Here is a 22,453-nt window from a genome sequence, read left to right as displayed (position 1 = left end):
CTTGCGGCTTGTCGAATGAATGCGTCGGCGAAGAGGCGCTTGCGCTCTGCATCGGGCGTGTGGGCGAGGCCTGGTGTCCGTCGCAGGCCAGAGGTGGCCGCCGTCGCTCGGCCTGGCGCGGGTGAGCCGGCTTTGCGGAAGCGGTCGGCTCGCCGCGATCCAGCCGCGTGCGTCGCGTCATCCGGGACATAAAGGGTCGGAACAACGCAAGGCACATGAGAATCATTTGCATTTAAGGATTGCGGTTCGCATAATCCCGGCCCTGTTTCGCCGCCCGGGAATGACCGATGTTCCGTTTCGCGCCGCACCGCCGTACCGCCCTGATGCTGTCCTTGCTGGTTCCCTCCGCGCTGTCCTCGGCGATCGCGCAGGCCCAGTCCAGCGACGAAGCCCACGCGCTGGACGCGGTGACGGTGGTGGCCGAGCGCGCCACCACGGCGACCAAGACCGACACCGCGCTGACCGAAACGCCGCAGGCGATCAGTGTGGTGACTTCGGCGCTGTTCACCGATCGCGGCGCGCAGAACCTGCAGGAAACCCTGCGTTACAGCGCCGGCGTGGCTGCCGATGCCTGGGGCCTGGACACGCGCGGCGACGCCAGCACCATCCGCGGCCTGGACCCGGTGCAATACCTGGACGGCATGCGCAAGCTCTACAACTTCAGCCCGATGGCACGGCCGGAGGTCTACGGACTGGAGCGCGTGGAAGTGCTGCGCGGCCCGTCCTCGGTGCTGTACGGCGCCGGCGCTACCGGCGGCATCATCAACGCGATGAGCAAGCGCCCCAGCTTCCGCAAGGCGGGCGAGATCGGCCTGCAGCTGGGCAGCTTCGACCGCAAGCAGCTGCAGGGCGATATCACCGGCGCCTTGGGAGGCTCGGAGCAGTGGGCCGGCCGCCTGGTCGGCGTGGTGCGCGACTCGGGCATGCAGACCGATGAGATCGACGATGACCGCATCTATATCGCGCCCTCGCTGACTTGGCGCGGCGAGCGCAGCAATCTCACGCTGATGGCCAGCTACCAGCGCGACCGGACCGCCTCCAGCCAGCAGTTCCTGCCGGTCGCTGCGACCCTGAAGGCGCCGCCGGGCCGCAAGCTGGACCCGTCGACCTTCCTGGGCGACAAGGACTTCGACAAGCTCGACGCGCGCGCGGTCAGCGCCACGGTCTTGTTCGACCACAGCTTCAACGACGCCGTGAGCTGGCGCTCCAACCTGCGCTACATCGATTCCAAGACCGAGTTCCGCGAGATTTTTCCGGATACCTACTCCAATCCGACCCATCCCTTCATCGACGCCGACGGCCGCGTGCTCAATCGCCTGACCTATGGCGTGAAGCCGCACGACCGTGTGCTGACCAGCGACAACTCGCTGCAATTCTCTTTCGCCACCGGCGCGTTCCAGCACGTGCTGCTGGCGGGCGTGGACTACACCGATTTCCGCGAGGCATCGTCCAGCTTTTCCGGCGTCACCACGCCGATCGACGTCTACAACCCGGTCTCCACCGGCGTGACCGTGCCCGCCTACCAGGCGCTGCCGGATCAGCGCACCACCCAGACCGGCCTGTACGTGCAAGACCAGATCCGCTATGCCGATCGCGTCTCGCTGGTGTTGGGCGCGCGCCGCGACCATGCGGTGTCCGAAACCCAGGGACTGCCGGACCGCACCGACAACGCAACGACGTACCGCGTGGGCCTGATCGGCGACGTCGGCGCCAATGTCTCGCCTTACGTCAGCTACACCGAATCCTTCCTGCCCGTGCCGGGCCAGGACCTGTACGGCAATGCGTTCGAGCCGATGCGCGGCCATCAGGTCGAGGTGGGCGTGAAGTGGCAGCCAGTGCGCAATGCGCTGTTGACCGCCTCGGCCTACCGCATCACCGAGACCAACCGCCAGACCAACGACCCGGACAACGTGCTCAACACGGTGCAGACCGGCGAGATCCAGTCCAAGGGCATCGAGCTGGAAGGCGCCTACGTGTTCGACGGCGACTTCACCGTCACCGCCAGCTACAGCCACAACGAGGCCGAGGTCTCCAAGAGCAACTTCGCGCCCGAGGTCGGTCAGCGCTTGAACGACACCCCGCAGGACCTGGCCTCGGTCTGGGCGGCCAAGGGCTTCGCCGTCGGCGACGACAAGCGCCTGCGCGTGGGCCTGGGCGGCCGCTACGTCGGCGGCACCGTGTCGGTGGGCGCGTCCAATACCGTGCGTACGCCCAGCTACACGCTGGTCGACGCTTTGCTGGAGCTGGAACTGCCGTCGTGGACCTTCGCGGTCAACGTCAACAACCTGCTCGACAAGGAATATTTCGCGCCCTGCCGCAACTTCGGCGACTGCTTCAGCGGCAATCCGCGCAGCGTGGTCGGCACCGTGACCTACCGCTTCTGAGGGCGCCGTGCAGCGCCGCACGCTCAAGGCTTGGTTCCTGGTCCACAAGTGGACCAGCCTGGTGTGCACGCTGTTCCTGCTGCTGCTGTGCCTGACCGGACTGCCGCTGGTGTTCTGGGAGGAAATCAGCCACCTCACCGGCGCCGATCCCGAGGTCGCGCCGGCCGCGCAAGGCGCGCAGCCGGCGAACATCGACGGGCTGGTGCGCAAGGCATTGGCCCAATACCCGGGCGACGTGCCGCTGTTCTTCGGCTGGGACGATCATTCGCCCAGCGTCTACGTCAACACCGGCGCGCGGCCGGACACGCCGCCGCCGCAGATGCGCACCGCGGTGCTGCATCAGTACAGCGGCGAGCTGCTGCCGGCCGCGCAGTTCAACGAAGGCGTGATGTACTTCGTGTACCGGCTGCATACCGATCTGTTCGCCGGTCTGCCGGGCATGCTGTTCCTGGGCGCGATGGCGCTACTGTTCGCGCTGGCGATCGTGTCGGGTCTGGTCCTGTACGGGCCTTTCATGCGCAAGCTGCCGTTCGGCACGCTGCGCGCCGGGCGCAGCCGTCGCCTGGCCTGGCTGGACCTGCACAACGTGCTGGGCATCGTGACGTTGGGCTGGGCCTTGGTGGTCGGCATCACCGGCGCGATCAACACGCTGGCGCAGCCGCTGGAACAGGCGTGGCAGAGCGAACAGCTTGGCCAGTTCGCGGCGCGCTACGAAGGTCGCCCGCGCCCGCAACGGCTGGCCTCGCTGGACGCGGCGGTCGCCACCGCGCGCAAGGCCGAGCCGGACATGACGCCGGCGTTCGTGAGTTTCCCGGGCACAGGCTACAGCGGCGATCATCACTACGGCGTGTTCATGCACGGCGACACGCCGCTGACCGAGCGCCTGTACCGGCCGGTACTGATCGACGCGGAAACCGGAGAGCTGACCGCACGGCCGCAGCTGCCCGGCTACATGACCGTGTTGCTGCTATCGCAACCGCTGCACTTCGGCGACTACGGCAGCATGCCGTTGAAGCTGCTGTGGGCCTTGCTGGACCTGTTGACCATCCTGGTGCTGATCAGCGGCCTGTACCTGTGGTTCAAGCGCGGCAGCACCGAGGCGCGCGTGGCCGAGATCGAACGCGCGGGCCTGAACGGCGATGCCGCCGCGGATACTGCCGCATGAGCCGTCCCGCCCGATCCATGCGCAGTCCTTACCTGGTGCCGGCGTGGATCGCGCTGGCCAGCGTGGTCGGCCTGGTCAGCGCGTTGATCGGAGACGGCCTGTTCGACGCCGTCTCCTGGATCGTGCTCGCTGGCCTGGTCGTGCTGGCGCTGCGTGCGTGGTGGCGGCGCGACCGCAGGCGTTGAAGGGGCGGAGAGCGCTACTACGCGTTCACTTCGTATGCGGTGCGACGACGGCCGCCGGCTCTTGGGCGAGGAAGGTATAGGTCCGCTGGCCATCGGCCAGAACCAGCGCGCGGGCGCCGTGCTTCTGAGTCGGGGTGAATTGGAATCCCGCCACGCCGGGCGAGATGGATTCGAGCACCGTGCCGGCCTCCGAATCGGCTAGCGCGACTTCGGTGCGCCACAGGCCGAAGTCGAACCAGGTCTTTGCGCCATCGCGCCGCACCCGCACGGTGCCCAGCGTCGGGTGCGCATAAAGGGGCGCAAGCGTCGCCAGGGTGGTCGCGTCCAATGGCATCCGCAGCCCGGCGCGATGCTGCTGCTGTTCCTTATGCAACGAAGGCGGCAGCGCTTTCAGCGTCGCCGCAGTCTTGCGATCGACGTCGAACAGCACCTCGATGAAGCGATCGGCCATCAACCCGCGCAACTGCGCGCCCGCATCGGCATTCATCATCAGCACGTAACCCGCGCCGGCTTCCGGCAGCCAGCGCACTTCGGTCTGGTAGCCGGCCATGCTGCCGCCGTGGAACACCTGCAGGACGCCGAGCTGGCGGTCGGTCTTCAGGCCCATGCCGTACCACTGGTCCAGCCCGCCGCGCGCGACCTGGTTCTTCCAGCGTTCCTTCAAGGCGGCCGCGCCGATGTAGCGCGAGCCGTCCGGCAGCAGGCCCGACGCGAGTTCCATGCGCAGATAAGCGGCCATGTCGCGGATGTCGCTCCAGGCGCCGCCGTCGGGGCGCATCGGAATCGACGCACGGTTGTAGCCCATCGCCGCCAAGGCGACTTCGCCGTCGATGGTGGTCGCGTGCGGAGACGCGACGTTGCCGCGCAGGGCCAGATCGAAATCGAAGGTGGTCGAGCGCATGCCCAGGGGATCGAACACCCGTTCCTGCATGCTGCGATCGTAGGCCGCGCCCAACGGAAGTTCGGGGTGCGCGATATGAGCACCGAGATAGCCGGCTGCGGCGCCCATCAGGTTGGAGTACTGGTACAGCTCGCCGATATCGGCGGTGGCCTGCACGCCCGACAGCACGCGCAGCACATCCTCCGGCCCCATCTCGTCGCCGGAGAATTCCCATTCCTTGTCCTGCGGGGGGATGCCCGTGCAGGCGCATAGCAGGTTGCGTACCTGGATCCGGCGGCTCAGTGCCGGGTCGGCGAGTTTGAACGCCGGAAACAGCTGCGCCGGCGACGCATCCCAATCCAGCTTCTTCTCGTCCACCAGCTTGGCCAGCATCAGCGAAGTGAGCGGTTTGGTGGCCGATGCGGTGAGAAAGCGCGTCGACGCATCCACTTTGGCGTTGCTGCCGACTTGCCTCACCCCCAGGCCGCCGACGTACTTCACTTCGCCGTTCTGCACGATGCCGATCGCCAGGCCCGGAATGCCCAGGCCGGTGCGCGCCTCTTCCAGGAACCGCAGCAGGGCGTCGATGCGGCCGGCGTCCAGGTCGCGCGGCGCAATGCCTGCCAGCGTCTGCGGCGTATAGGTCTTGGCGCGCAGACTGGACAGCACGCGCGTGATCTGGGCTTCGCGACGGTCCATCGCGGTCTCGGGCAGGTCCATGATCGCGACGATCCAACTGCGGCCTTCGTGCAGCACCTGTGCGCGCAGGATCCGGTCCGGTCCGGCGGTTTCGTACTGATAGCTGCGCACGGAGGACCAGCCGCCGCGCAGCGGCCGATCCCCGGCGCCGCGCAGTTTCGGTGCGTTGCCGGGCGCGTACTGTTCCCATGCCGATGCGAGGGCGGCCTCGGCGCTGTCGGCGTCCACGTCGAGGATCGCAATGCGCGCGTCTTCAGCCGGCTTGGCGATGACGATCCCGGTGCCACGGCTTTCCGCCTTCCAGCCATAGGGCACGAGATAGGCGATGCCGCTGCGCGTGCGACGCCATTCGTCGCTCTGCTGCGTTGACGCCGCTTCGCTCATTGTGGGGCCGTCGGCGGCGAGCGCATGGCCGTTTTGCAGCAACAGCAACCCCATGGCGGCCGCAGGCCACCAGTCGCGTGGTTTCATCGATGTATCCCCGTGGCGGGCCGGTCGGCCTTCAGGTGGGTCCGCGTTCGCGGCGGTTCGTGCGGTGAGTGGGTCTGTTTACGGGTAACCCAGCGACGCTTGCGTTGCGAGGTAACGGCTTTCCGCTGCCTTTGTTACGGCGAGATAGTCCGATTCAGCCTTGGAGGTGGCCTGGTCGTAACGCCGGTTCACGTCGGCGATGCGTTGTTCGTAGTGGCCGGACTGCCAGTCGCGCTCGATCGCTTCCAGGCCCCGTGTGTGGGCGGACTCGATGGATTGCAGCGTGTTCGTATAACGATCCTGGGCCAGTTGGACGGCACGCGAGTATTCGTCCTGCGCGGCGGCAAGCGCCTCTTGCGCGGACTGCGACAGCGCGGTCTCGGCGCCGGATGCGGCGGCCGTTGGATGCGACGGTGCGGTCTCGCGCATCAGCTCCATGCGCGGCGCCGCCATGCCGGCCGCGAGCCACGCGGTGGCCAGGGCGCCTGCGACGAGCGCGGGCGCGGCGGCGATCCGGATCGAGGCGGGAGGCTGGCTCACGATCGCGTCGATGCGCTGTTCCAATGTGCTCAGCGAGGCCGCCGCGCACAGCCGCTGCGCGCGATCGGGACGCGGCGCAGGCGGCAGGCGCTCGATCGAGTCGAGCAGCGCGTCGGCATAATCGATACCACAGCCGTAGGCGCGCGATGCGCCCACGTCGCAGGCGATCTCGCGCGCCATGTCGAGCGCGGCGCCCATCCGGCGCAGGACCGGATTCCACCAGAACAGCGCCTCGGCGGTCCTTTGCAGCAGCAGGACCGCGAGGTCTCCGCGGCGGATGTGGCTGGCTTCGTGCAGCAGCACGGCGCGTAGCGATGGGGCCGGCAGCGCGGCGAGCATCGACGCGGGCAGTACGATCGCCGGCCGCACGAGGCCGATCGCGGCGGGTCCGAATGCGGGCGACAGGCGCACTTCGACGCCGGCTGGAATCGCATCGCGGTGCGCGCGCTCGATCGCGGGCGCGCGCTGCGATACGGCGACGATGCGCCGGGCGGCGCGGTGCGCGGCGGTCAGCCGCGCGAGCCGCCAGACCGCACCGCCCAGCCACAGCGCGATCAGCAACGCGGCCAGTTCGGGCGCTATTGTCCATGCGGCCCGGTGCGCGCCGGCGGGCGCGAGCGCAGGGGTCTGGTGGGGCGGCGTGTCCGCGCTCAGGCCCGTAGTCGCGGACATCGATGCGGCCGCGCGGATCGAATCCGGCCATGCATCGGTCGGCGTCGGAACGATGGGCCCGACAACGGCGAGGGCGAATGCCGCCAGTAGCAGACCGGCGCGCTTCTCCGGCGCGATCGCGCGCAGGCGCAGGGCGACGAACAGAATCGAGGCGACGACCAGGCTGATCAGCAGGTGCTCGATCGCGTAATCCAGCAGCCAGCGCGTCGACTCTGTCATCACGCGTTCCCCTTGTTCCTGGCGGCGCGCACCTTGGCGCGCAAGGCGTCGATCTTGCCGGGGTCGACGTTGTGATTCTCCAGCAGGTGCAGCGCCAGCGCTTCTGGCGAGCCGTCGAACAGCTGGGTCATCAACTGGCCCAGGGCGCGGTCGCGGACTTCGGCCTTGCTCAGCGCCGCGCGATAGATGAAAGCGCGGCCCTGCTGCCGGAACTCGACCAGTTCCTTCTTGTGCAAGACGCCGAGCATGGTCAGCACGGTGGTGTAGGCGACCGGCTTATGCGGTTCCAGGGCCTGCGTGACCTCGCGCACCGAGGCCTCGCCGAGTTCCCACAACACTTCGAGGATGGCTTGCTCGGCTTCGGTCACCGAGGAGGAGGGGGGCCTGGCCATGGACTGTTGCCACTAATTCTTTAGTTGATCCCAGCCTAGGCGCCGTTCCCGAAGTTGTCAACTATGGAATTAGTCGTGACCGTGGGCCGGTGGATCCCGGGGCCGGACGCCGCGGCGATCGTCCGCAAGACCGGCGACGGCAAACAAAAACTAGCGACTGAACATAGCGCGCTGCGACGCCTGAGCGCGGATGGCGCCACTAGCATGGATCGATCCGGATCCGGTGTGGCCGCAGGAGCTTCGATGAGCGAACGCGCTACGAAACCCGCCCCGCAGCGTCGCCATCTGCTGCGTGCGTGGACGCTGCTGGCCTGCCTGTGGCTGTGCGCCTGCTCCGATCCGCCGCCGCGCACCGTGGTCGTGATCGGCGGCGTCGCCAGCGAAGGTCCGGGCAAACACGACTACCCGCAAGGCGTGCGTCGTTTGCAGGCGCTGATCGAAACCTCGCCGGACGCGCGCAAGGCCTTGCGCGTGATCGCCTATCCGGACGGCTGGCCGCAGGATCCGGGCGCGCTGGACCAGGCCGACACCGTGGTCTGGTACTTCGACGGCATGGACCGGCATCCGCTGCGCGATCGGCAACGGCGTGCGCGCTTCGAGGCGCTGATGCGGCGCGGCGTCGGCCTGGTCGCCTTGCATCAGGCGTCGACGGCGCCGGCCGACGACGATCTGGGCCTGCCGCGTTGGTTGGGCGGCGTGCGCGTGGGCATGTTCGACCGCAGCACCGAATGGGCGCAGTTGGCGCCGGCGATGGGTTCGGGTCCGGTCGGCCACGGCCTGTCGTCCTTCGACTACCGCGACGAGTTCTATCCGAGCTTTCGCCTGGCCGTCGGCGGCGGCGTGCGCACGCCGGTGCTGACGACCACGCTGCATCCGCAGTTCCGCGCGGGGCGCCGTTTGATCGAGGATCGCGCCGAAGCGGCCACCGTGGCGTGGACGTTCGAGCGCGACGGCGGCGGTCGCGGTTTCGTCTACAGCGGAGCGCATTTCCTGTCCGCCTTCGAGCAACCGAAGCTGGCCGGCTTGTTGCTCAACGCGATCGTCTGGAGCGCGGGCGCCGACGTGCCGCGCGAGGGCATGCGCGTGGCCGGCGCGCGCGAGGCGCCGACGGTGGCGGCCGCGGCCCCGCCATCGCCACGGCCCGCGCGCGCGACGTTTCATGTCGATGCGGCGCGCTCGGGTTGGCGCCGCGACGAGACGGTGCTGAGCCCGGTCGCGCTGGACGCCGCCGCATTCGGCGAGGTCTGGCAGTCGTTGCCGTTGGACGGCGCCGATGGCCAGCCCGCGCGCCTGTATGCATCGCCGCTGTACCTGGATGGCGTGACCCTGAGTGCGGGGCCGCTGCGCGGCGAAACCTATTCGGTGGTGTTCGCCGCCAGCAACGCCGGCTACGTCTATGCGATCGCCGCGGCGCCGCGTGGCGACGTCGCCGCCGGACGCGTCCTGTGGCGCACGCGCCTGGGCGAGCCCTGCCGTCTGCAACCGGCGCCGCTGGACGGCGTGGCCACGGGCATCCTCAGCACGCCGGTCATCGACGCTGTGCGTGGGCGTCTGTACGTGACCCACTGCGATCCGGTGTCGCGCTGGCAGGCCTATGCGCTGGATATCGGCAGCGGCGCGTTGCTGCCGGGCTGGCCGGTGCGGTTGGACGAGGAGCGCTTCAACGCGGTGAATGCGAACGCCGGCCCGCGGCGGGTGCCGCCGAAGCGGCGTTTCGATTTCCGCGTGCAGCGCGGCGCGTTGAACTTGTCGCCGGACGGCGGGCAGTTGTACGTGGCGTTCGGCGAAAGCGAAACCGGCTGGCTGGCGGCGGTGGACACCCAGCGGGCGCGGGTCGGCAGCGCCTTTGCCGCGGTGGCGATGCCGCATCGCGGCAGTGGTGGTATCTGGGGCGCGGGCGGGCCGGCGGTCGACACCGACGGCCATGTCTATGTGGTCACCGGCAGCGGCTTCGAAGGCCATCAGGACGCCGCGCACGATTGGACGCAGTCCTTGTTGAAGCTGGCGCCGCCGGACGGGCACGGTTTCGTGTTGCGCGGCACCTACACGCCGTTCAACTACTGCCAGACGGCGCAGGCGGATATCGATCTGGGCTCCGGCGGCGCGGTGCTGCTGCCGCAGGCGTCGGCGGGCGGTTCGCGCTTGCTGGCGGTGGGCGGCAAGCAGGGCAATGTCTATCTGCTCGATCGCGATCGCCTGCCGGGTCGGTTGGACCGGCGCTCGGCTTGTTCGGAAGACGCCGCCAGCGACGGCTCGCTGCTGCCGCCGCAGCCGCAGCCGCAGTTCGGCAGGCGCGGCCCGCTCAACGTGTTCGGTCCGTACTCGGAACACGATGCCGCGCTGGATCTGGCGCGCTCGCGTTCGGTGCCGGCGACGTTCCGCGATCGGCAGGGTCTTGAGTATCTGTACGTCACCGGCAACAACAAACGCGCGCCCGGATCGGCGCAAAGCGTGCCGCCATCGCTGGTGCGGCTGCGCGTGGTGCGCGACGAGGGCGATGCGCCGTTCCTGCGGATCGACCGTCGCGAGACCACGCTGACGCTGGGTAATCCCGGTTCGCCCGTGGTCACCAGCCAAGGCGCCGAGCGCGCGGTCGTTTGGGTGTTGGACGAGAATGCGCCGCGCTCAGCGTTGTTGAGCGGCGACGACGCGCCGCGCCCGGTGCTGTATGCGTTCGACGCCGCGAGCCTGAAACCGCTGTGGCGCAGCGCCGCCGGCGAGCTGTACACCAGCGGCAAGTACAACGAGCCGGCCTTCGGCGGCGGGCGCGTGTACGTCGGCACCGATCGCGTCCAGGCCTTCGGCCTCGGCGGCCGCCGGCGCGCCGAACCGATTTCCTCCAAGAGCGCAGTGCCGATACGGGCGGCGCCAGTGGATCCCACCCTGGCCGGTATGGACGGCGCGGCGCTCTATCGTTTGCGGTGCGCGGCGTGTCACGACCACGCGCAGGGCAATATTCCGCCACGCGCGCGGATCGCGGCCTTGAAGCGCGAGCGCATCGTGCACGCATTGAGCGAAGGCCTGATGCGGCCGCAGGCCACCGGCCTGAGCGCGGAACAGGTCGGACGGCTGGCGGACTATCTGCGCCAGGGCGAACGCTAGCGGGGCGGCGCGCTACTCGCGGCGCTTGCGCGGCTTGGCGCGGGTGCGCGGTTTGCCGGTCTCGCGCGCGGGCGCGTCGCCACTTTCGAGTATGCCGCCGGTCTGCATCTGCTCCAGCCAGGACAGCGCGTCGACGTAGGCCAGCAGCTGCTGCAGATAGCCGGGCGACAGCTCGCGCATCAGGCTGAGCGCGCGGTGCACCAGGCGGCTGGAATTCAAGGGGCCGGTGTCTTCGGATGAGGGCTGCAGCGAACGCCGCAGCTGGCTGTCGCTGCGCACGTCCGACCAGATCTGGCGGAACTCGTCCAGCGCGCCGAGCTCCATCGGCGCGGCGGCCGAGGCTTCGCTATGCGTCGCGGTATCGCTACGCGCCGGCGTCGCGCGCTGCGTGAGTTGTTCGGCCAGCTCGCGCAAGGCCCCGCGTGCCGCGTTCGTGGGAGCGGTCGCGGGCGGGGTGCGTTCGAGCCGCGCGGCATACGCCAGGATGCGTTCGGACAAGCGCTGTTCCAGCCGCCGCCGCGTGTCACCGTGCTGTTCCGTCGCGCGCCGGCGCAACGCCGCCATGTAGTGGTAAGCGAACGGATCGACACGATCGGCGCCTTGCTCGCGCCAGGCGTCGAGCAGGGCGTGATCGGGCGGCGCCTTACTGCGCATCGGCGGCCACGGCGCTGCGTTGCAGGCGCGGCACCGGCGCCATTTCCACGCGACGGTTGCTCGCGCGTCCGGCCTCGTCGGTGTTCGGGCTCACCGGTTGCTGCGCGCCGAACGCGGCGGCGAACACCGAATCGGCGGGCAGGCCGGCGGCGATCAGCGCGCGGGTCACGGTGAGCGCGCGTTGCGCCGACAGTTCCCAGTTGTCGGCGAACTCGCGGTTGCTGCCGCTGACCAGGCGGTCGTCGGTGAAGCCGCTGACCATCAGGGCTTCGTTGCGCGTGCGCAGGTACTTCGCCAGCGGCGTTGCCAGGGTCTTGAGCAGTTCGCGTCCCTCCGGTTGCAGCTGGTCGGAGTTGAGCGCGAACAGTACGTTGCCGCGGATGCCGATGCGGCCGTCGACCAGGGTGATGCGGCCGGTGGCCAGCGGCACGGCCAGCGCCTGTTCCAGGGTCTGGCGGCGCTGGGTTTCCAGCTTGCGCTGCGCGATTTCCTGATTGAGCTTGATCTCCAACTGCAGTTGCACCGCGATCACGCCGACCAGGATCAGCACGAACGCGCCCAGCAGCACCGACATCAAGTCGCCGAACGCGGCCCACACCGACACCGATGCGTCGGCGTCGCCGTCGACCTCGGCGTGCAGGTCCGCGCTCATGCGGCCTGCGCGCCCGCGGCGCGGGCGCCGGACAGCTGCTGCAGATCCTCGATGATTTGCTTCTGCGTGAGCAGGCTCAGATCGACCACCTCACGCGCCTGCGCGACGTAGTAGGCCAGCTGCTCGTCGCTGCGCGCGAGCGACTTCTCCAATGCGTTCTCGATGCCTTGCAGGCGCGTGGCGAGCTGATCGTTGCTGTCGCCGAACACCTGCGCGGCGGCGGCGAAGGCCTCGCCCAGGCTGGCGACTTCGATCGCGCCGGTGCTGACCTGTTGAGCGACCGCGTCCAGCTTGCCGGTTTCGGATTCGATGTGGCCCATGAACTGCGTGCCGACGCGCTCCAGCAGTTCCGCCGAGGTCGCGACCAGCGCGTCGATGGCGCCGCGCTGTTCGGTGGAGGCGTGATTGACCGCCGTCAGCAGGGTTTCCAGTGTGCCCAGCAGTTGCACGCGCTCCTCCAGCATCGCGGTGTCGCGCACCATGCTGTCGGACAGCTGCTGGCGCAGTTCGGCGATGACGTCGGCGGCGGCCTTGGGCGCCTGCGAGGCGGTGTCGACCAGGCGCGAAATCTCGGCGATGGTGTCGCCGGCGTGCGCCTGCGTGCGCGCGCCGATCTCGTCGGCGGTGCGCGCCAGAGTGTCGCAGATGGCTTGCTGGCGGTCGGCGCTGTCCGCGCCGGCTTGCGCCCAGTCTTCGCGCAGCGCCGCGCTCATCGCCGCCAGCGACTCGGTCCAGGCGGTGAGGCGTTGCTGATCCTGCGCGGCCAGGGCGGTCCTGAGTTCGCCGTGCGATTGATCGACCGTGCGCAGCAGGGCCGCAGCCTGCTGCTCGAACGCGGCGCCGGCCGCGACCAGCGCTTCCTGGTTCCGATCGGCCAGGGCCGTGTGCTGGTCCTGCTGTTGCGCCAGCGCCTGGGTCCAGGCGTCGGCGACGTGGACGGCGGTGGCGTCCAGGCGCGCGGACACGCCGTCCAGCAGTTCGCCGGAGCGTTGCGCGAAGCCGTCGCCGAAGCCGTCCATGGTCTTGCGCAAGTCCTGCGCCAAGGCCTCGTTGGCCTGTTGCTGCTGGGCCAGGGATTGGGTCCAGATTGCGGCGACGGCGGCGGTGCTGGTTTCGAAGCCACCGGAGAGTTCGCGCAGCTGGCGTTCGATCGCCTGGTGCACGGTGTCGCGCAGTGCGGTGGTTTCGCGCGCCATCGTCGCCATGGTGGTCTGCATCACCGGTTGCAGGGCTTCGCTGGCCAGACGCACGCTGTCGGTGACGGAGCGCTGCAGGGACTGTTCCACCGACGCCGCCAGTTGCGCGTAGACGGCTTCGGTGCGGACGTGGAACGCGTCCTGCTGGGCGAGCTGGCGCTCGCCGCTGGTCAGGCTCTGGCGTTCCAGATTCGCCATCATCGTTCGCAGGCCGTCGATCAGCGCCGGCATCAGTTCGGTCTGGCGTTGCAGCAGGGCGTAGGTTTCCTCGCGCTGGTGCGCGGGCGTGTGCACGCGCAGCGGGCCGGCGATCTTGGCGTCCAGCCGCTGCACCACGTGCAGACGGTCGCGCCGGCACAGTGCCGACAGCAGGCCCAGCATCGCCGAGGTGGCGACGCCGGCGATCGAGGTGCCGAAGGCGAAGCCCAGGCCCTTCACCGGCGCGGCCAGCGAATCGCGGATCGCCTGCAGATCGGTCGCGGTTTCCAGCGCCAGGCCGGTGCCGCGCAGCATCGCCATCATGCCCAGCAGGGTGCCCAGCATGCCCAGCAGCACCAGCAGGCCGACCAGATAGGGCGTCAGCGCCGGGCCCGGCAGCGCCGTGCGTTGGCCTTCGATGCGTTGGCGCGTGGCGTTGCGCAGCGAGGCATCCAGCGGGGCCAGCCAGTCGTCCAGGCGCGCGGGCGGCGCGCTCAGTTCGGCCAGGCCGCGTTGCAGCGTGGCGGTGGCCTGCCGATAGCGCCACAGCTCCCAGGCGCCGGCCAGGTAACCCGCGCCGATCAGCAGGGTGACGGCCAGGCCCATGGGATTCGAGAGCAGGTAGCCGGAGCCGACCCAGCACACGGCGACCAGGCCGAGCAGGAACACGAAGAGATCAAGCGGATGTCTGAACATGGGTACCCAATGCGTGACTGCGCAGGGCCGCGAGCAGCCCTTCCAACGGTAGAAAACGGACATCCAGCTCGGCCAACAGCACGCCGTGCATGTCCTTGCGAAACACCTCGAGCCAGGCGCCCGGCGTCGCGCCGTCGCTCGCCTGCGCGGCCAAGCGCAGGCGTTCGAAATGCGTGCCCAGCAGCTGCGGCACCTGCGCCAACAAGGCGTGCTCGCGCGGGCTCAGCACGCCCTCCATCAGCGCGTCCAATTCGGCCAGGCGGGCCAGCGGCGGCGTCGTGCCGGCGAGCATGTCGCGCAAACGTCCGCGCCAGCGGCCGGTGGCCGTCAGCATCGCCCGCTGCATGGCGAGGTAGTGCTGGCGAAACGCGGCGTAGTCGGGCGGTGCACCGTCGGCGGACGGCCCGCAAGCGGCCGAGGCCAGGCCCGCCGCGATCGCGCCGGTCAGGGACGCGCGTGCGCCGGTGCAGGCCGCTTCCTCGGTGCCGTCGAAGACCGGCGCGCCGAATTCCGGCGCCGGCGCCCTGCGATCCAGCACCCGCGACAGCGCGACCGCGCGCGTCCAGTCGATCCATTCGCTCAAGCGATCGGATAGCGAGGCGGGTTGCGGCGGAACGTCGGCGTCGCTGAGGCGTGCGAGCAGGCGTATGAACGTCGGGCCTCGGACCAGGGCCCGTTGTGTAGCTTCCAAAATAACGAATGGCCAAAAAACGACCAGTTTACAGGCTGCCGGCGGCCCCTGGGCGCCGCAGGTGGGCCCGGCGCGAACCTAAACGGCTGTTCAGCTCGCGCCGGCGGCGGCGTAGTGGGCGCGCATGAATTCGCTGTAGGCGCGGACTTTGGGTGCCAACTGGCGCGCATTCGGGTAAAGCGCGAAATAACGGCGGCGGCCGGCGCGGTACTGCGGCAGCACCCGGATCAGGCGCCCGGCCGCGAGGTCTTCGCGCACGGTGAACTCGGTGAAGGCGCCGATGCCCAGCGAGGCCAGGACCGCCGCGTGCAAGCTAAGAATGGAGTCCAGGCGCAGGCGGCCATCGCATTCGACGCGGTCTTCTTCCGGTTGTGGCGTGCCCGCGTCCAGCCTGCTCAATGCCAGCGCGGTGCCGTCGCCCGAGTAAGCGAGCAGGCGGTGTTGGCGCAGATCGTCGGGGGTGCGCGGCAAGCCCCGCTGGGCGAGGTAGTGCGGCGCGGCCACCAGCACGCGGTCGGACACCGCCAGCTCGCGCGCGACCAGGTCGCTGTCGGGCAGCGCGGCGGAGATGCGGATCGCCATGTCGTAGCCGCCCTTGACCAGATCGACGCGGCGGTCGTCGCAGCACAGGTCCAGGTCGATGTGCGGGTAGCGTTGCTCGAACGCGGGCAGCCAGGCCTTGAGTTCGAGCGCGCCGATCGCATGCGGCAGGCTGAGCCGCAGCGTGCCCGAGGGCTGGCGCGGGTTGGCGCTGGCGCGTTGTTCGGCGGCTTGCGTGCGTTCGAGGATGTCGACGCAGTCGCGGTAATAGCGCGCGCCGGCTTCGGTGAGGCTGAGGTTGCGGCTGTCGCGGTGGAGCAGGCGCGCGCCCAGGTGGGTTTCCAGTTGCCGCAGCAGGCGCGACACCGTGCTGTGGCTGGTGCCCAGGCGTTCGGCGGCGCGGGTGAAACTGCCCGATTCGACGATCGCGCGATAGGCGCGCATGGCGGACCACTGATCCATGAAAACTCTCCTGCCGACGGCATCCGCGTTGCGCGGATGCCGTGCGTGCAGGGTATCAGCGCACCGGCAGGGCCAGTATCTGCGCGCTGGTCATGACGTCGCCGAAGGTGTCCTCGATTTCGGCCAGCGCCGCGGCGTGCAGCGGCCGGTGTCCGATGCGGCTGCCGTCGCGCAGGCTCAGATCGCGGGTGGCGCTGGCGTCGGAGGCGACGAGCACCCGATAGCCGCGCGCGGCCGCGTCGCGCGCGGCGCCGGCGACGCAGGCGTGGGTCTGCAAACCGGCGACGATCACGGTGTCGGCGCCGGCGTCCTTCAGCACGCGGTCGATGGTGGCGGCGGAGCGGCCGGCGAAGACGCTGACCGCATCCTTCTGCACCACCGTGTCCGAGGCGCGCGGCTGCAGATCGGGGTGGAACTTCACCGTGTCGCCGCCTTCGGCGAACAAGGGCGCGCCCGCCGGCAGCACATGCTGGACATGGACCACGCGGATGCGGTGGCGGTCGGCGAAGTCCAGCAGCCGGCGCGCGTTGCGCAGTGCCGCGTCGCCGTCGGGGATGGGCATGCGGCCGCCGGCGTAGTACTCGTTCTGGAAGTCGATCATCAGCACGACGGTCTTGTCGGCTTGCAGCGACGACAGCGGTTCGGCGCCGGCCATGCTGCGGATGGTGGGGTGGGCAGCGGGCGGTGTGGCGGCGGCGTCGAGCGGGCCGGCGCCGGCCATGCCGAATGCGGCGATTCCGATCAGGGTGGCGATACGCATCTGTGTGCCTCGGTGTGGGAGGGCGCCATGATGCGAGCTGCGAAACGCGTATCCGAGAGGCCTGGGCGAACAGCGGCTGTGCGCAAATTGCACAGGTCCGGCTGGGCCGTGGCGCGGCCGCCTCAGGTCAGCCGTTCGGAACCGACGACATGGCGCCCGGGCACGGCATCGATGGTCGCGTCCAACAGCGCCTGGGCGATGCGCTCGGCGGGGTTGATGCGCCAGCGTCGCGGCAGCAGCGGCGCCAGCAGGCCCAAACCCACGGTGGCGACGCGTTCGCCGAAGCGGTGCTCGTCGCGCTGGCCGCCGATCAATCCGGGCCGGACCAGCGTCAGCGAACGAAAGCCCAGCTCGCCCAGATCGCGTTCGAGTTCGCCTTTCACCCGGTTGTAGAACAAGCGCGAGTCCGGATCGGCGCCCAGCGCCGAGTTCAGCGCGTAGGTTGGCACCCCGTGCTCGCGCGCGAGCCGCGCCACCGCCAGCGGGTAGTCGTGGTCGACACGGCGGAACGCCGGCTGCGAACCGGCCACGCGTATCGTCGTGCCCAAGGTGCAGATCACGGCGTCGGCCCGCCACCAGGACGCCTGCGCCGGCAGCGCGTCGAAGTCGACGACCGGCGCCAGCAGCTTGGGTTGCGCGTCCAGCGCACGGCGCGCGGGCGCGGTCACGGCTTCGACGGCCGGATGCGCCAAGGCCAGGGCGAGGACGTGACGGCCGACCAAGCCGGTCGCTCCGACGAGTAGCAGTTTCATGCGCGGCGGCTCACGGTTGGCGGGCGGTGTCGGGAGAAGATCGTCGGAGTGTCGCATGCGCGCGATCCGGTGCCGCAGATGGCACCCGGTCAGCATTAAACCGTCGAGCGCCTGCTGCATCTAAGCACTGCGCGGGTCATGGGGCCGTGCGCACTGGCGGCGGTTGCGCCGGACATCGACACTCGGCCGTAGCGCCCGCCATGCGGGCCGCGATCATAAGGAGCGATACCTTGCTTAGGACATTGGCGGTATTGGGATTGTGCTGGGGCATGGCGGGCACGGCCGCGGCGCAGGTGGATCTGTCGACGCTGGACCAGGGCATGAAGGGGCCGCGCACGCAGCTGTTGGTGTTGGGCACGGTGCACCTGAGCCAGATGCCGGCGGACTTCGACCGCGATTCGTTGGCGCCGGTGCTGGACCGGCTGGCCGCGTTCAAGCCGGACATCATCACCATCGAGGCCCTGTCGGGCGAGCAATGCGACCTGATCGCGCGGCATCCGGTGGTCTACGGCGGCAGCAGCGGTCCGGGTTCGTACTGCCCGAACCTGGAGGCGGTCCAGGCCGCGACCGGCCTGAGCGTGCCGGCGGCGATCGGCGAGGTGCGCAAGACGCTGCGGCAATGGCCGTCGGCGCCCACGCCCGCGCAACGGCGGCGCCTGGCTTCGTTGTTCATGGCCGCCAACGACGGCACCTCGGCGCTGGTGCAATGGTGGCAACTCCCCGAACCGGAGCGGCGCGCGGGCGACGGCCTGACCGAGGCGCTGGTGGCGCTGCTGGAGAAGGCGACCACGCGCAACAACGAGAACGCGTCGATCGCCGCGCGACTGGCGGCGCGATTGGGCCTGCAGCGCGTGTATGCGGTCGACGACCACACCGGCGACAACATCGAAGTCGCCGACGAAGCGGCCTACGGCAAGGCGGTGCAGGCGGCCTGGGACGCCGCCGCGCCCGCGGCCAAGCCGATGCGCGATCGCGAGGACGCGATCAGCCGATCGGGCGACATGCTGGCGCTGTACCGCTACATCAACGATCCCGGCGTGCTGCGCATCGCGATCGACAGCGATTTCGCCGCCGCCCTGAAGGATCCCTCGCCCCAGCACTACGGACAGCTCTACTTCGCCGGCTGGGAAACCCGCAACCTGCGCATGGTCGCCAACATCCGCGAGGTCTTTCGCGAGCGCCCGGGCGCGCGCGTGCTGTCGGTGGTCGGCGCCTCGCACAAGCCGTGGTTCGATAGCTACCTCGGCCAGATGGGCGGCGTGGAGCTGGTCGACGTGCAGCAGGTGCTGAAGTAAGTCCGATCCCGTCCACGCGTGGGCCCATCCCACGCGTGGATACGCGGCGCGCTCAGCGGAAGTGCGCCTCGATCTGCTCCAGCGACTTGCCCTTGGTTTCCGGCAGCAGGAAGGCCGCGACCAGGAAATACACCACGGTGCAGCCGGCCCAGAAGAAGAACATGCTGGCGTAGCCGTAATGGCCGACGGTGGGCAGGAAGATGGCCGCGATCACCGTCGACACGAACTGGTTGATCAGCAGGGCGATGCTCATGCCGTTGGAGCGAATGCGCGTGGGCATCAGCTCCGACAGCGCCAGCCACACGCATACGCCCGGGCCTACCGCGAAGAAGGCCACGAACACCAGGATGCACACCGCCACCGCCCAGCCATGCGCGGGCGACGGCACCGGGCCCAGGCTGGCGCGTTCGATGGTCAGCGGCGCCTGCGCGGCGGCGGCCGGATCGGGGAAGGGGTTGAGGTGCAGGCGGCGGAAGAACGCGCCGATCACGCTGTCGGCCTGCACGCTGTCCTGGCGGCGCAGGACGAGTTCGGCATCGCCCAGGGCATCGCTGCGCAGCGAGCGCACGTTGCTGAAACCGCCGTAGGCGTAGGCCACGGTCAGCTGCTGCGGCTGCGCGGCCGGGTCTACGCCCAGGCGGCGCCATTGTTCGCCGTCGAAGCGCAGCGACAGCGCATCGCCGGCGATCTGCTGTTGCAAGGGCTGGCGCACGTCCTGCAGATCGCGTTCGGCACGCACGAACAGCAGCGCCGCCGCCAGCAGGGCCACCGCGATGCCGCCGCTGCCGAGCATGAGCAGGAACTTGCGGCCCTTGCGGTCGACCAGCACCAGCGCCACCACGGTCATCACCGCATTGAGCAGCTTGATCGAGACGTCCGCCCAGTTGGCCGCCGCGCCGGGCAGGCCGGCCTGATTGAGGATGTTGACCGCATAGGCCAGCACCGAGTTGATGCCGGTGGCCTGGGTGAAGGCGAGCACGGCGCAGGCCAGCAGGAACGGCCACACGTAGCGCCGGCTCAGCAGCCGGTCACGCGCCTGTGTCGGATCGGCGGTGGCGGCCATCGGCGCCTGCATGCTGCGCAGGGTGGTTTCGACCTCGGCCGCCGGCACCGTGCGCTGCAGGGCTACGCGCGCGCGGTCGATGCGGCCGCGCCGCACCAGCCAGCGCGGCGATTCGTTCAACAGCAGCACGCCCGCGCTGAAGATCAGGCCCGGTAGCAGGCAGCTCCAGAAGATCGTGCGCCAGGCGTGGTCCTTGACCGCGAACAGTACGCGCTGCTGTTCGGCGGCGGCCAGCGACTGCACCGATGCAGTTGCCGCATCGACGGCGTGCGCGTGGTACAGCCCGATCACCGCCGCCAGCACCAGGCCGACGGTCAGCAGCAGCTGGAACATCGCCGCGCCGCGGCCGCGGCGTTCCGGGCTCAGCACCTCGGCCAGATACAGGGGCACGACCACGCCGATCAAGCCGCCGCTGATGCCTTGCAGCAGGCGCCCCAGCAGCAGCGGCACGTAGCCCGAGGCCAGGGCCATCACCGGAATGCTGACGGTGAACAGCACGCCGCTGAGCAGCATCGCGCCGCGCCGGCCGATCAGGTCGGCGACGGCGCCGGCGAACAGCGAGGACAGCACGCTGCCCAACAGCACCGCGGCGACCACGAAGCCCAGCTGCTGGCTGCTCAGGTGCCAGCTGGCGGTGGCGGTGGCCTCCAGATACGGCAGCGCGCCGGCGATGATGCCGATGTCGATGCCGTAGAGCAGGCCGCCCATGCCGGCGATGAACAGCAGGTAGCGGATGCGCCAGCGCGGCGTGTCGGCGCGCGCGGGCAGGGGCGTGGCGGCGGTAGCGTCGTTCATCGTGCCGATCCTGTGTGCGAAGGGTGGCCGTGCGGTGCGCGGGTGCGCGATTCGAACGGTGGTGCGTGCGGCGGCCTTGCCGCGAAGCGGGCGGAACTCAGTCCAGCGCGATCTGATCGCCTTCGACGAAGACCTGGCGCAGCTGCAGTTGCGGATCCATCACCACCAAGTCGGCCCAGGCGTCTTCCTGCAGGCGGCCGCGGTCGTGCAGCGCGAGGTACTCGGCCGGGTACAGCGACAGGCGATGCGAGGCGTCGGCCAGGTCCAGGCCCAGCGCCACCAGATTGCGCAGGGCCTGGTCCATGGTCAGCGCGCTGCCGGCCAGCGAACCGGTCGACAGGCGCACGCAGCCCAGGCATTTGTGCACGCGCTGCGAACCCAGCGCGTATTCGCCGTCGGGCATGCCGGTGGCGGCGGTGGCGTCGGTCACGCAGTACAGGCGCGGGATCGCGCGCAGCGCGGTGCGGATCGCACCCGGATGCACGTGCTGCAGGTCGGGGATCAGTTCGGCGTATTGCGCATGGGCGAGCGCGGCGGCGGCGATGCCGGGGCGGTAGTGGTCCAGGCCGGTCATGCCGTTGAACAGATGGGTGAAGCCGGCCGCGCCGGCTTCCAGCGCGGCCACGCCATCCTCGTAGCTGCCGGCGCTGTGACCGAGCTGGACGCGGATGCCCAGCGCCGCGAGCTGCGGGATCAGCTGCCGGTGTTCGCCGACCTCCGGCGCCAGCGTGAGCACGCGGATCGGCGCCAGCGCGTGCAGGCGTCGGACCTGCGCCAGGGTCGCCTCGACCACCAGCGGCGGCTGCGCGCCCAAACGCTCCAGGCTGATGTAGGGGCCTTCCAGATGCACGCCCAGCACCCGCGCCATGTCCGGCGTGCGCGCGTCGATCGCCGACGCCAGGCCGTGCAGGGCGTGGACGATCTCGTCCTCATGCGCGGTCATGGTGGTGCCCAGCAGGGCGGTGGTGCCGTGGCGGGCGTGGGTGCGCGCCACCGTGCGCGCCGCGTCGCCGCCTTGCATGATGTCGACGCCTGCGCCGCCGTGCACGTGCAGGTCGATGAAGCCGGGCAGGATCAGCGGCGCGTCGTCGCTGCCGCCGTCCTCTTGCGTGGCGCGGATGCGGCGCACGCGTCGGTCGAATTCGATGGTGCCCCGCACCCATCCCGTCGCGGTGAGGATGCGGCCGTGCAATACGCGTGGCGTGGTCAAGGCGGTGGCTCGGCGATGATCACCTCGATGCCCAGCCGCTGCAGTCCCTCGCGGTACTCGCTGCTGATGCCGTCGTCGGTGATGACGGTGTGGATCTGGTCGAGGCGGGCGATGCGGTGCAGGCTCACGCGTCCGAACTTGGAGGCGTCGGTCAGCACCACGACGCGGCGCGCGTGGTCGACCATGCGGTGGTTGAGGCTGGCCTCGGCTTCGTGATGGGTGGTCAGCCCGAACTGCAGGTCCAGACCGTCCACGCCCAGGTACACGGCGTCGAAGCTGTAGGGATTGAGGCTGGCCTCGGCCTGGCTGCCTTGCAGCGACAGCGACTGCTTGCGCAGCAGGCCGCCGGTGAGCAGCAGCTCCACGCCGGGCGCGTTGGCCAGCTCCCAGGCGATGTTGAGGCCGTTGGTCATCACCGTGACGTCGCGGTGCTGGCGCAGGTGGCGCGCCAGGGTCATCGTGGTCGAGCCCGAGTCGATGATGATGTTGTCGCCGGGCTTGACCAGCCGCGCCGCGTGCGCGCCGATGGATTCCTTCAGCGGCAGGTTCAGGGTGTCCTTCTCATGGATGTCCTGCTCCTGCGGCGGCGTGCGCACCAGGGTGGCGCCGCCGTGGTTGCGCGTGGCCAGGCCCTGCGATTCGATATGGGTCAGGTCGGCGCGGATCGTCACCGAGGACACGCCGTAGCGTTCCACCAGGTCCGCGACCTGCACGTTGCCGTGCTGGACCAGCAGCTGCAGGATCTGTTGCCGGCGTTGGCGGGTGTTTCGCATGACGGGC

At 69.8% G+C, this 22,453-nt stretch carries 18 protein-coding genes; 5 read left to right on the top strand and 13 right to left on the bottom strand.

Annotated features, from left to right (window positions below; genetic code table 11):
• The first annotated feature begins 287 nt into the window (after positions 1-287).
• Genes LVB77_RS20775 through LVB77_RS20765 form a run of 3 tightly spaced genes read left to right on the top strand, consistent with a single transcriptional unit; the run spans position 288 to position 3,734 of the window.
• Complete coding sequence (locus LVB77_RS20775; RefSeq protein WP_232908095.1) at positions 288-2,384, top strand: TonB-dependent siderophore receptor; 2,097 nt, start codon at positions 288-290, stop codon at positions 2,382-2,384.
• Between the two features lie 7 nt (positions 2,385-2,391).
• Positions 2,392-3,549, top strand: coding sequence for a PepSY-associated TM helix domain-containing protein (locus LVB77_RS20770; RefSeq protein ID WP_232908094.1), 1,158 nt, complete (start codon positions 2,392-2,394; stop codon positions 3,547-3,549).
• Positions 3,546-3,734 (top strand): hypothetical protein, encoded by a 189-nt coding sequence (locus tag LVB77_RS20765; protein ID WP_232908093.1) that lies wholly within the window; start codon positions 3,546-3,548, stop codon positions 3,732-3,734. The genes LVB77_RS20770 and LVB77_RS20765 overlap by 4 nt, the downstream gene beginning before the upstream one ends.
• Positions 3,735-3,759: 25 nt before the next feature.
• Here the strand turns inward: LVB77_RS20765 and LVB77_RS20760 are convergent, their stop codons facing one another.
• From LVB77_RS20760 to LVB77_RS20750, 3 genes are all read right to left on the bottom strand, one after another.
• Positions 3,760-5,784, bottom strand: coding sequence for a serine hydrolase domain-containing protein (locus LVB77_RS20760; RefSeq protein ID WP_232908092.1), 2,025 nt, complete (start codon positions 5,782-5,784; stop codon positions 3,760-3,762).
• Between the two features lie 78 nt (positions 5,785-5,862).
• A complete protein-coding gene (locus tag LVB77_RS20755; RefSeq protein ID WP_232908091.1) occupies positions 5,863-7,215 on the bottom strand; it encodes a M56 family metallopeptidase in 1,353 nt (450 codons plus the stop codon).
• Complete coding sequence (locus LVB77_RS20750; RefSeq protein WP_232908090.1) at positions 7,215-7,607, bottom strand: BlaI/MecI/CopY family transcriptional regulator; 393 nt, start codon at positions 7,605-7,607, stop codon at positions 7,215-7,217. Before LVB77_RS20750 ends, LVB77_RS20755 begins: the two co-directional genes overlap by 1 nt.
• 243 nt (positions 7,608-7,850) lie before the next feature.
• Between LVB77_RS20750 and LVB77_RS20745 the strand changes: the two genes are divergently transcribed.
• Positions 7,851-10,709 carry a ThuA domain-containing protein gene (locus LVB77_RS20745; protein ID WP_232908089.1) on the top strand — a complete coding sequence of 953 codons (2,859 nt, stop codon included), beginning with the start codon at positions 7,851-7,853 and terminating at the stop codon, positions 10,707-10,709.
• A gap of 12 nt (positions 10,710-10,721) precedes the next feature.
• Here LVB77_RS20745 and LVB77_RS20740 read toward each other — a convergent pair whose 3' ends face one another.
• The 7 genes from LVB77_RS20740 to LVB77_RS20710 all read right to left on the bottom strand — a co-directional run bounded on the left by LVB77_RS20740 (position 10,722) and on the right by LVB77_RS20710 (position 17,310).
• On the bottom strand, positions 10,722-11,363 hold the full coding sequence (locus LVB77_RS20740) for a DUF2894 domain-containing protein (protein WP_232908088.1): 642 nt from the start codon (positions 11,361-11,363) through the stop codon (positions 10,722-10,724).
• Positions 11,353-12,015 carry an OmpA family protein gene (locus tag LVB77_RS20735; protein WP_232908087.1) on the bottom strand — a complete coding sequence of 221 codons (663 nt, stop codon included), beginning with the start codon at positions 12,013-12,015 and terminating at the stop codon, positions 11,353-11,355. The genes LVB77_RS20740 and LVB77_RS20735 overlap by 11 nt, the downstream gene beginning before the upstream one ends.
• Positions 12,012-14,105 (bottom strand): DUF802 domain-containing protein, encoded by a 2,094-nt coding sequence (locus tag LVB77_RS20730; protein ID WP_232908086.1) that lies wholly within the window; start codon positions 14,103-14,105, stop codon positions 12,012-12,014. Before LVB77_RS20730 ends, LVB77_RS20735 begins: the two co-directional genes overlap by 4 nt.
• A complete protein-coding gene (locus LVB77_RS20725; protein ID WP_232910390.1) occupies positions 14,086-14,799 on the bottom strand; it encodes a DUF3348 domain-containing protein in 714 nt (237 codons plus the stop codon). The genes LVB77_RS20730 and LVB77_RS20725 overlap by 20 nt, the downstream gene beginning before the upstream one ends.
• An 87-nt stretch (positions 14,800-14,886) precedes the next feature.
• Complete coding sequence (locus LVB77_RS20720) at positions 14,887-15,798, bottom strand: LysR family transcriptional regulator (RefSeq protein ID WP_232908085.1); 912 nt, start codon at positions 15,796-15,798, stop codon at positions 14,887-14,889.
• A gap of 55 nt (positions 15,799-15,853) precedes the next feature.
• Positions 15,854-16,519, bottom strand: a complete 666-nt coding sequence (locus LVB77_RS20715) for a cysteine hydrolase (protein WP_343226239.1) — start codon at positions 16,517-16,519, stop codon at positions 15,854-15,856.
• A 161-nt stretch (positions 16,520-16,680) separates the two neighbouring features.
• On the bottom strand, positions 16,681-17,310 hold the full coding sequence (locus tag LVB77_RS20710) for an NAD(P)H-binding protein (RefSeq protein WP_232908083.1): 630 nt from the start codon (positions 17,308-17,310) through the stop codon (positions 16,681-16,683).
• Between the two features lie 269 nt (positions 17,311-17,579).
• Here LVB77_RS20710 and LVB77_RS20705 point away from each other — a divergent pair, with 269 nt between their 5' ends.
• A complete protein-coding gene (locus LVB77_RS20705; protein ID WP_232910388.1) occupies positions 17,580-18,605 on the top strand; it encodes a DUF5694 domain-containing protein in 1,026 nt (341 codons plus the stop codon).
• 52 nt (positions 18,606-18,657) lie between these two features.
• Here LVB77_RS20705 and LVB77_RS20700 read toward each other — a convergent pair whose 3' ends face one another.
• From LVB77_RS20700 to LVB77_RS20690, 3 genes are all read right to left on the bottom strand, one after another.
• Positions 18,658-20,463, bottom strand: a complete 1,806-nt coding sequence (locus LVB77_RS20700; RefSeq protein ID WP_232908082.1) for an MFS transporter — start codon at positions 20,461-20,463, stop codon at positions 18,658-18,660.
• Between the two features lie 97 nt (positions 20,464-20,560).
• The gene (locus LVB77_RS20695; RefSeq protein WP_232908081.1) at positions 20,561-21,673 is read right to left on the bottom strand and encodes an N-acetylglucosamine-6-phosphate deacetylase; all 1,113 of its coding nucleotides are present in this window, start codon (positions 21,671-21,673) and stop codon (positions 20,561-20,563) included.
• Positions 21,670-22,446 (bottom strand): DeoR family transcriptional regulator, encoded by a 777-nt coding sequence (locus tag LVB77_RS20690; protein ID WP_232908080.1) that lies wholly within the window; start codon positions 22,444-22,446, stop codon positions 21,670-21,672. Before LVB77_RS20690 ends, LVB77_RS20695 begins: the two co-directional genes overlap by 4 nt.
• Positions 22,447-22,453 lie beyond the last annotated feature (7 nt).

It is taken from the genome of Lysobacter sp. 5GHs7-4 (genome assembly GCF_021284765.1).
Lineage (GTDB): Bacteria > Pseudomonadota > Gammaproteobacteria > Xanthomonadales > Xanthomonadaceae > Lysobacter.
Note: the sequence above shows the minus strand (reverse complement) of the source record. Positions and strands in the feature narration are given on the sequence as shown.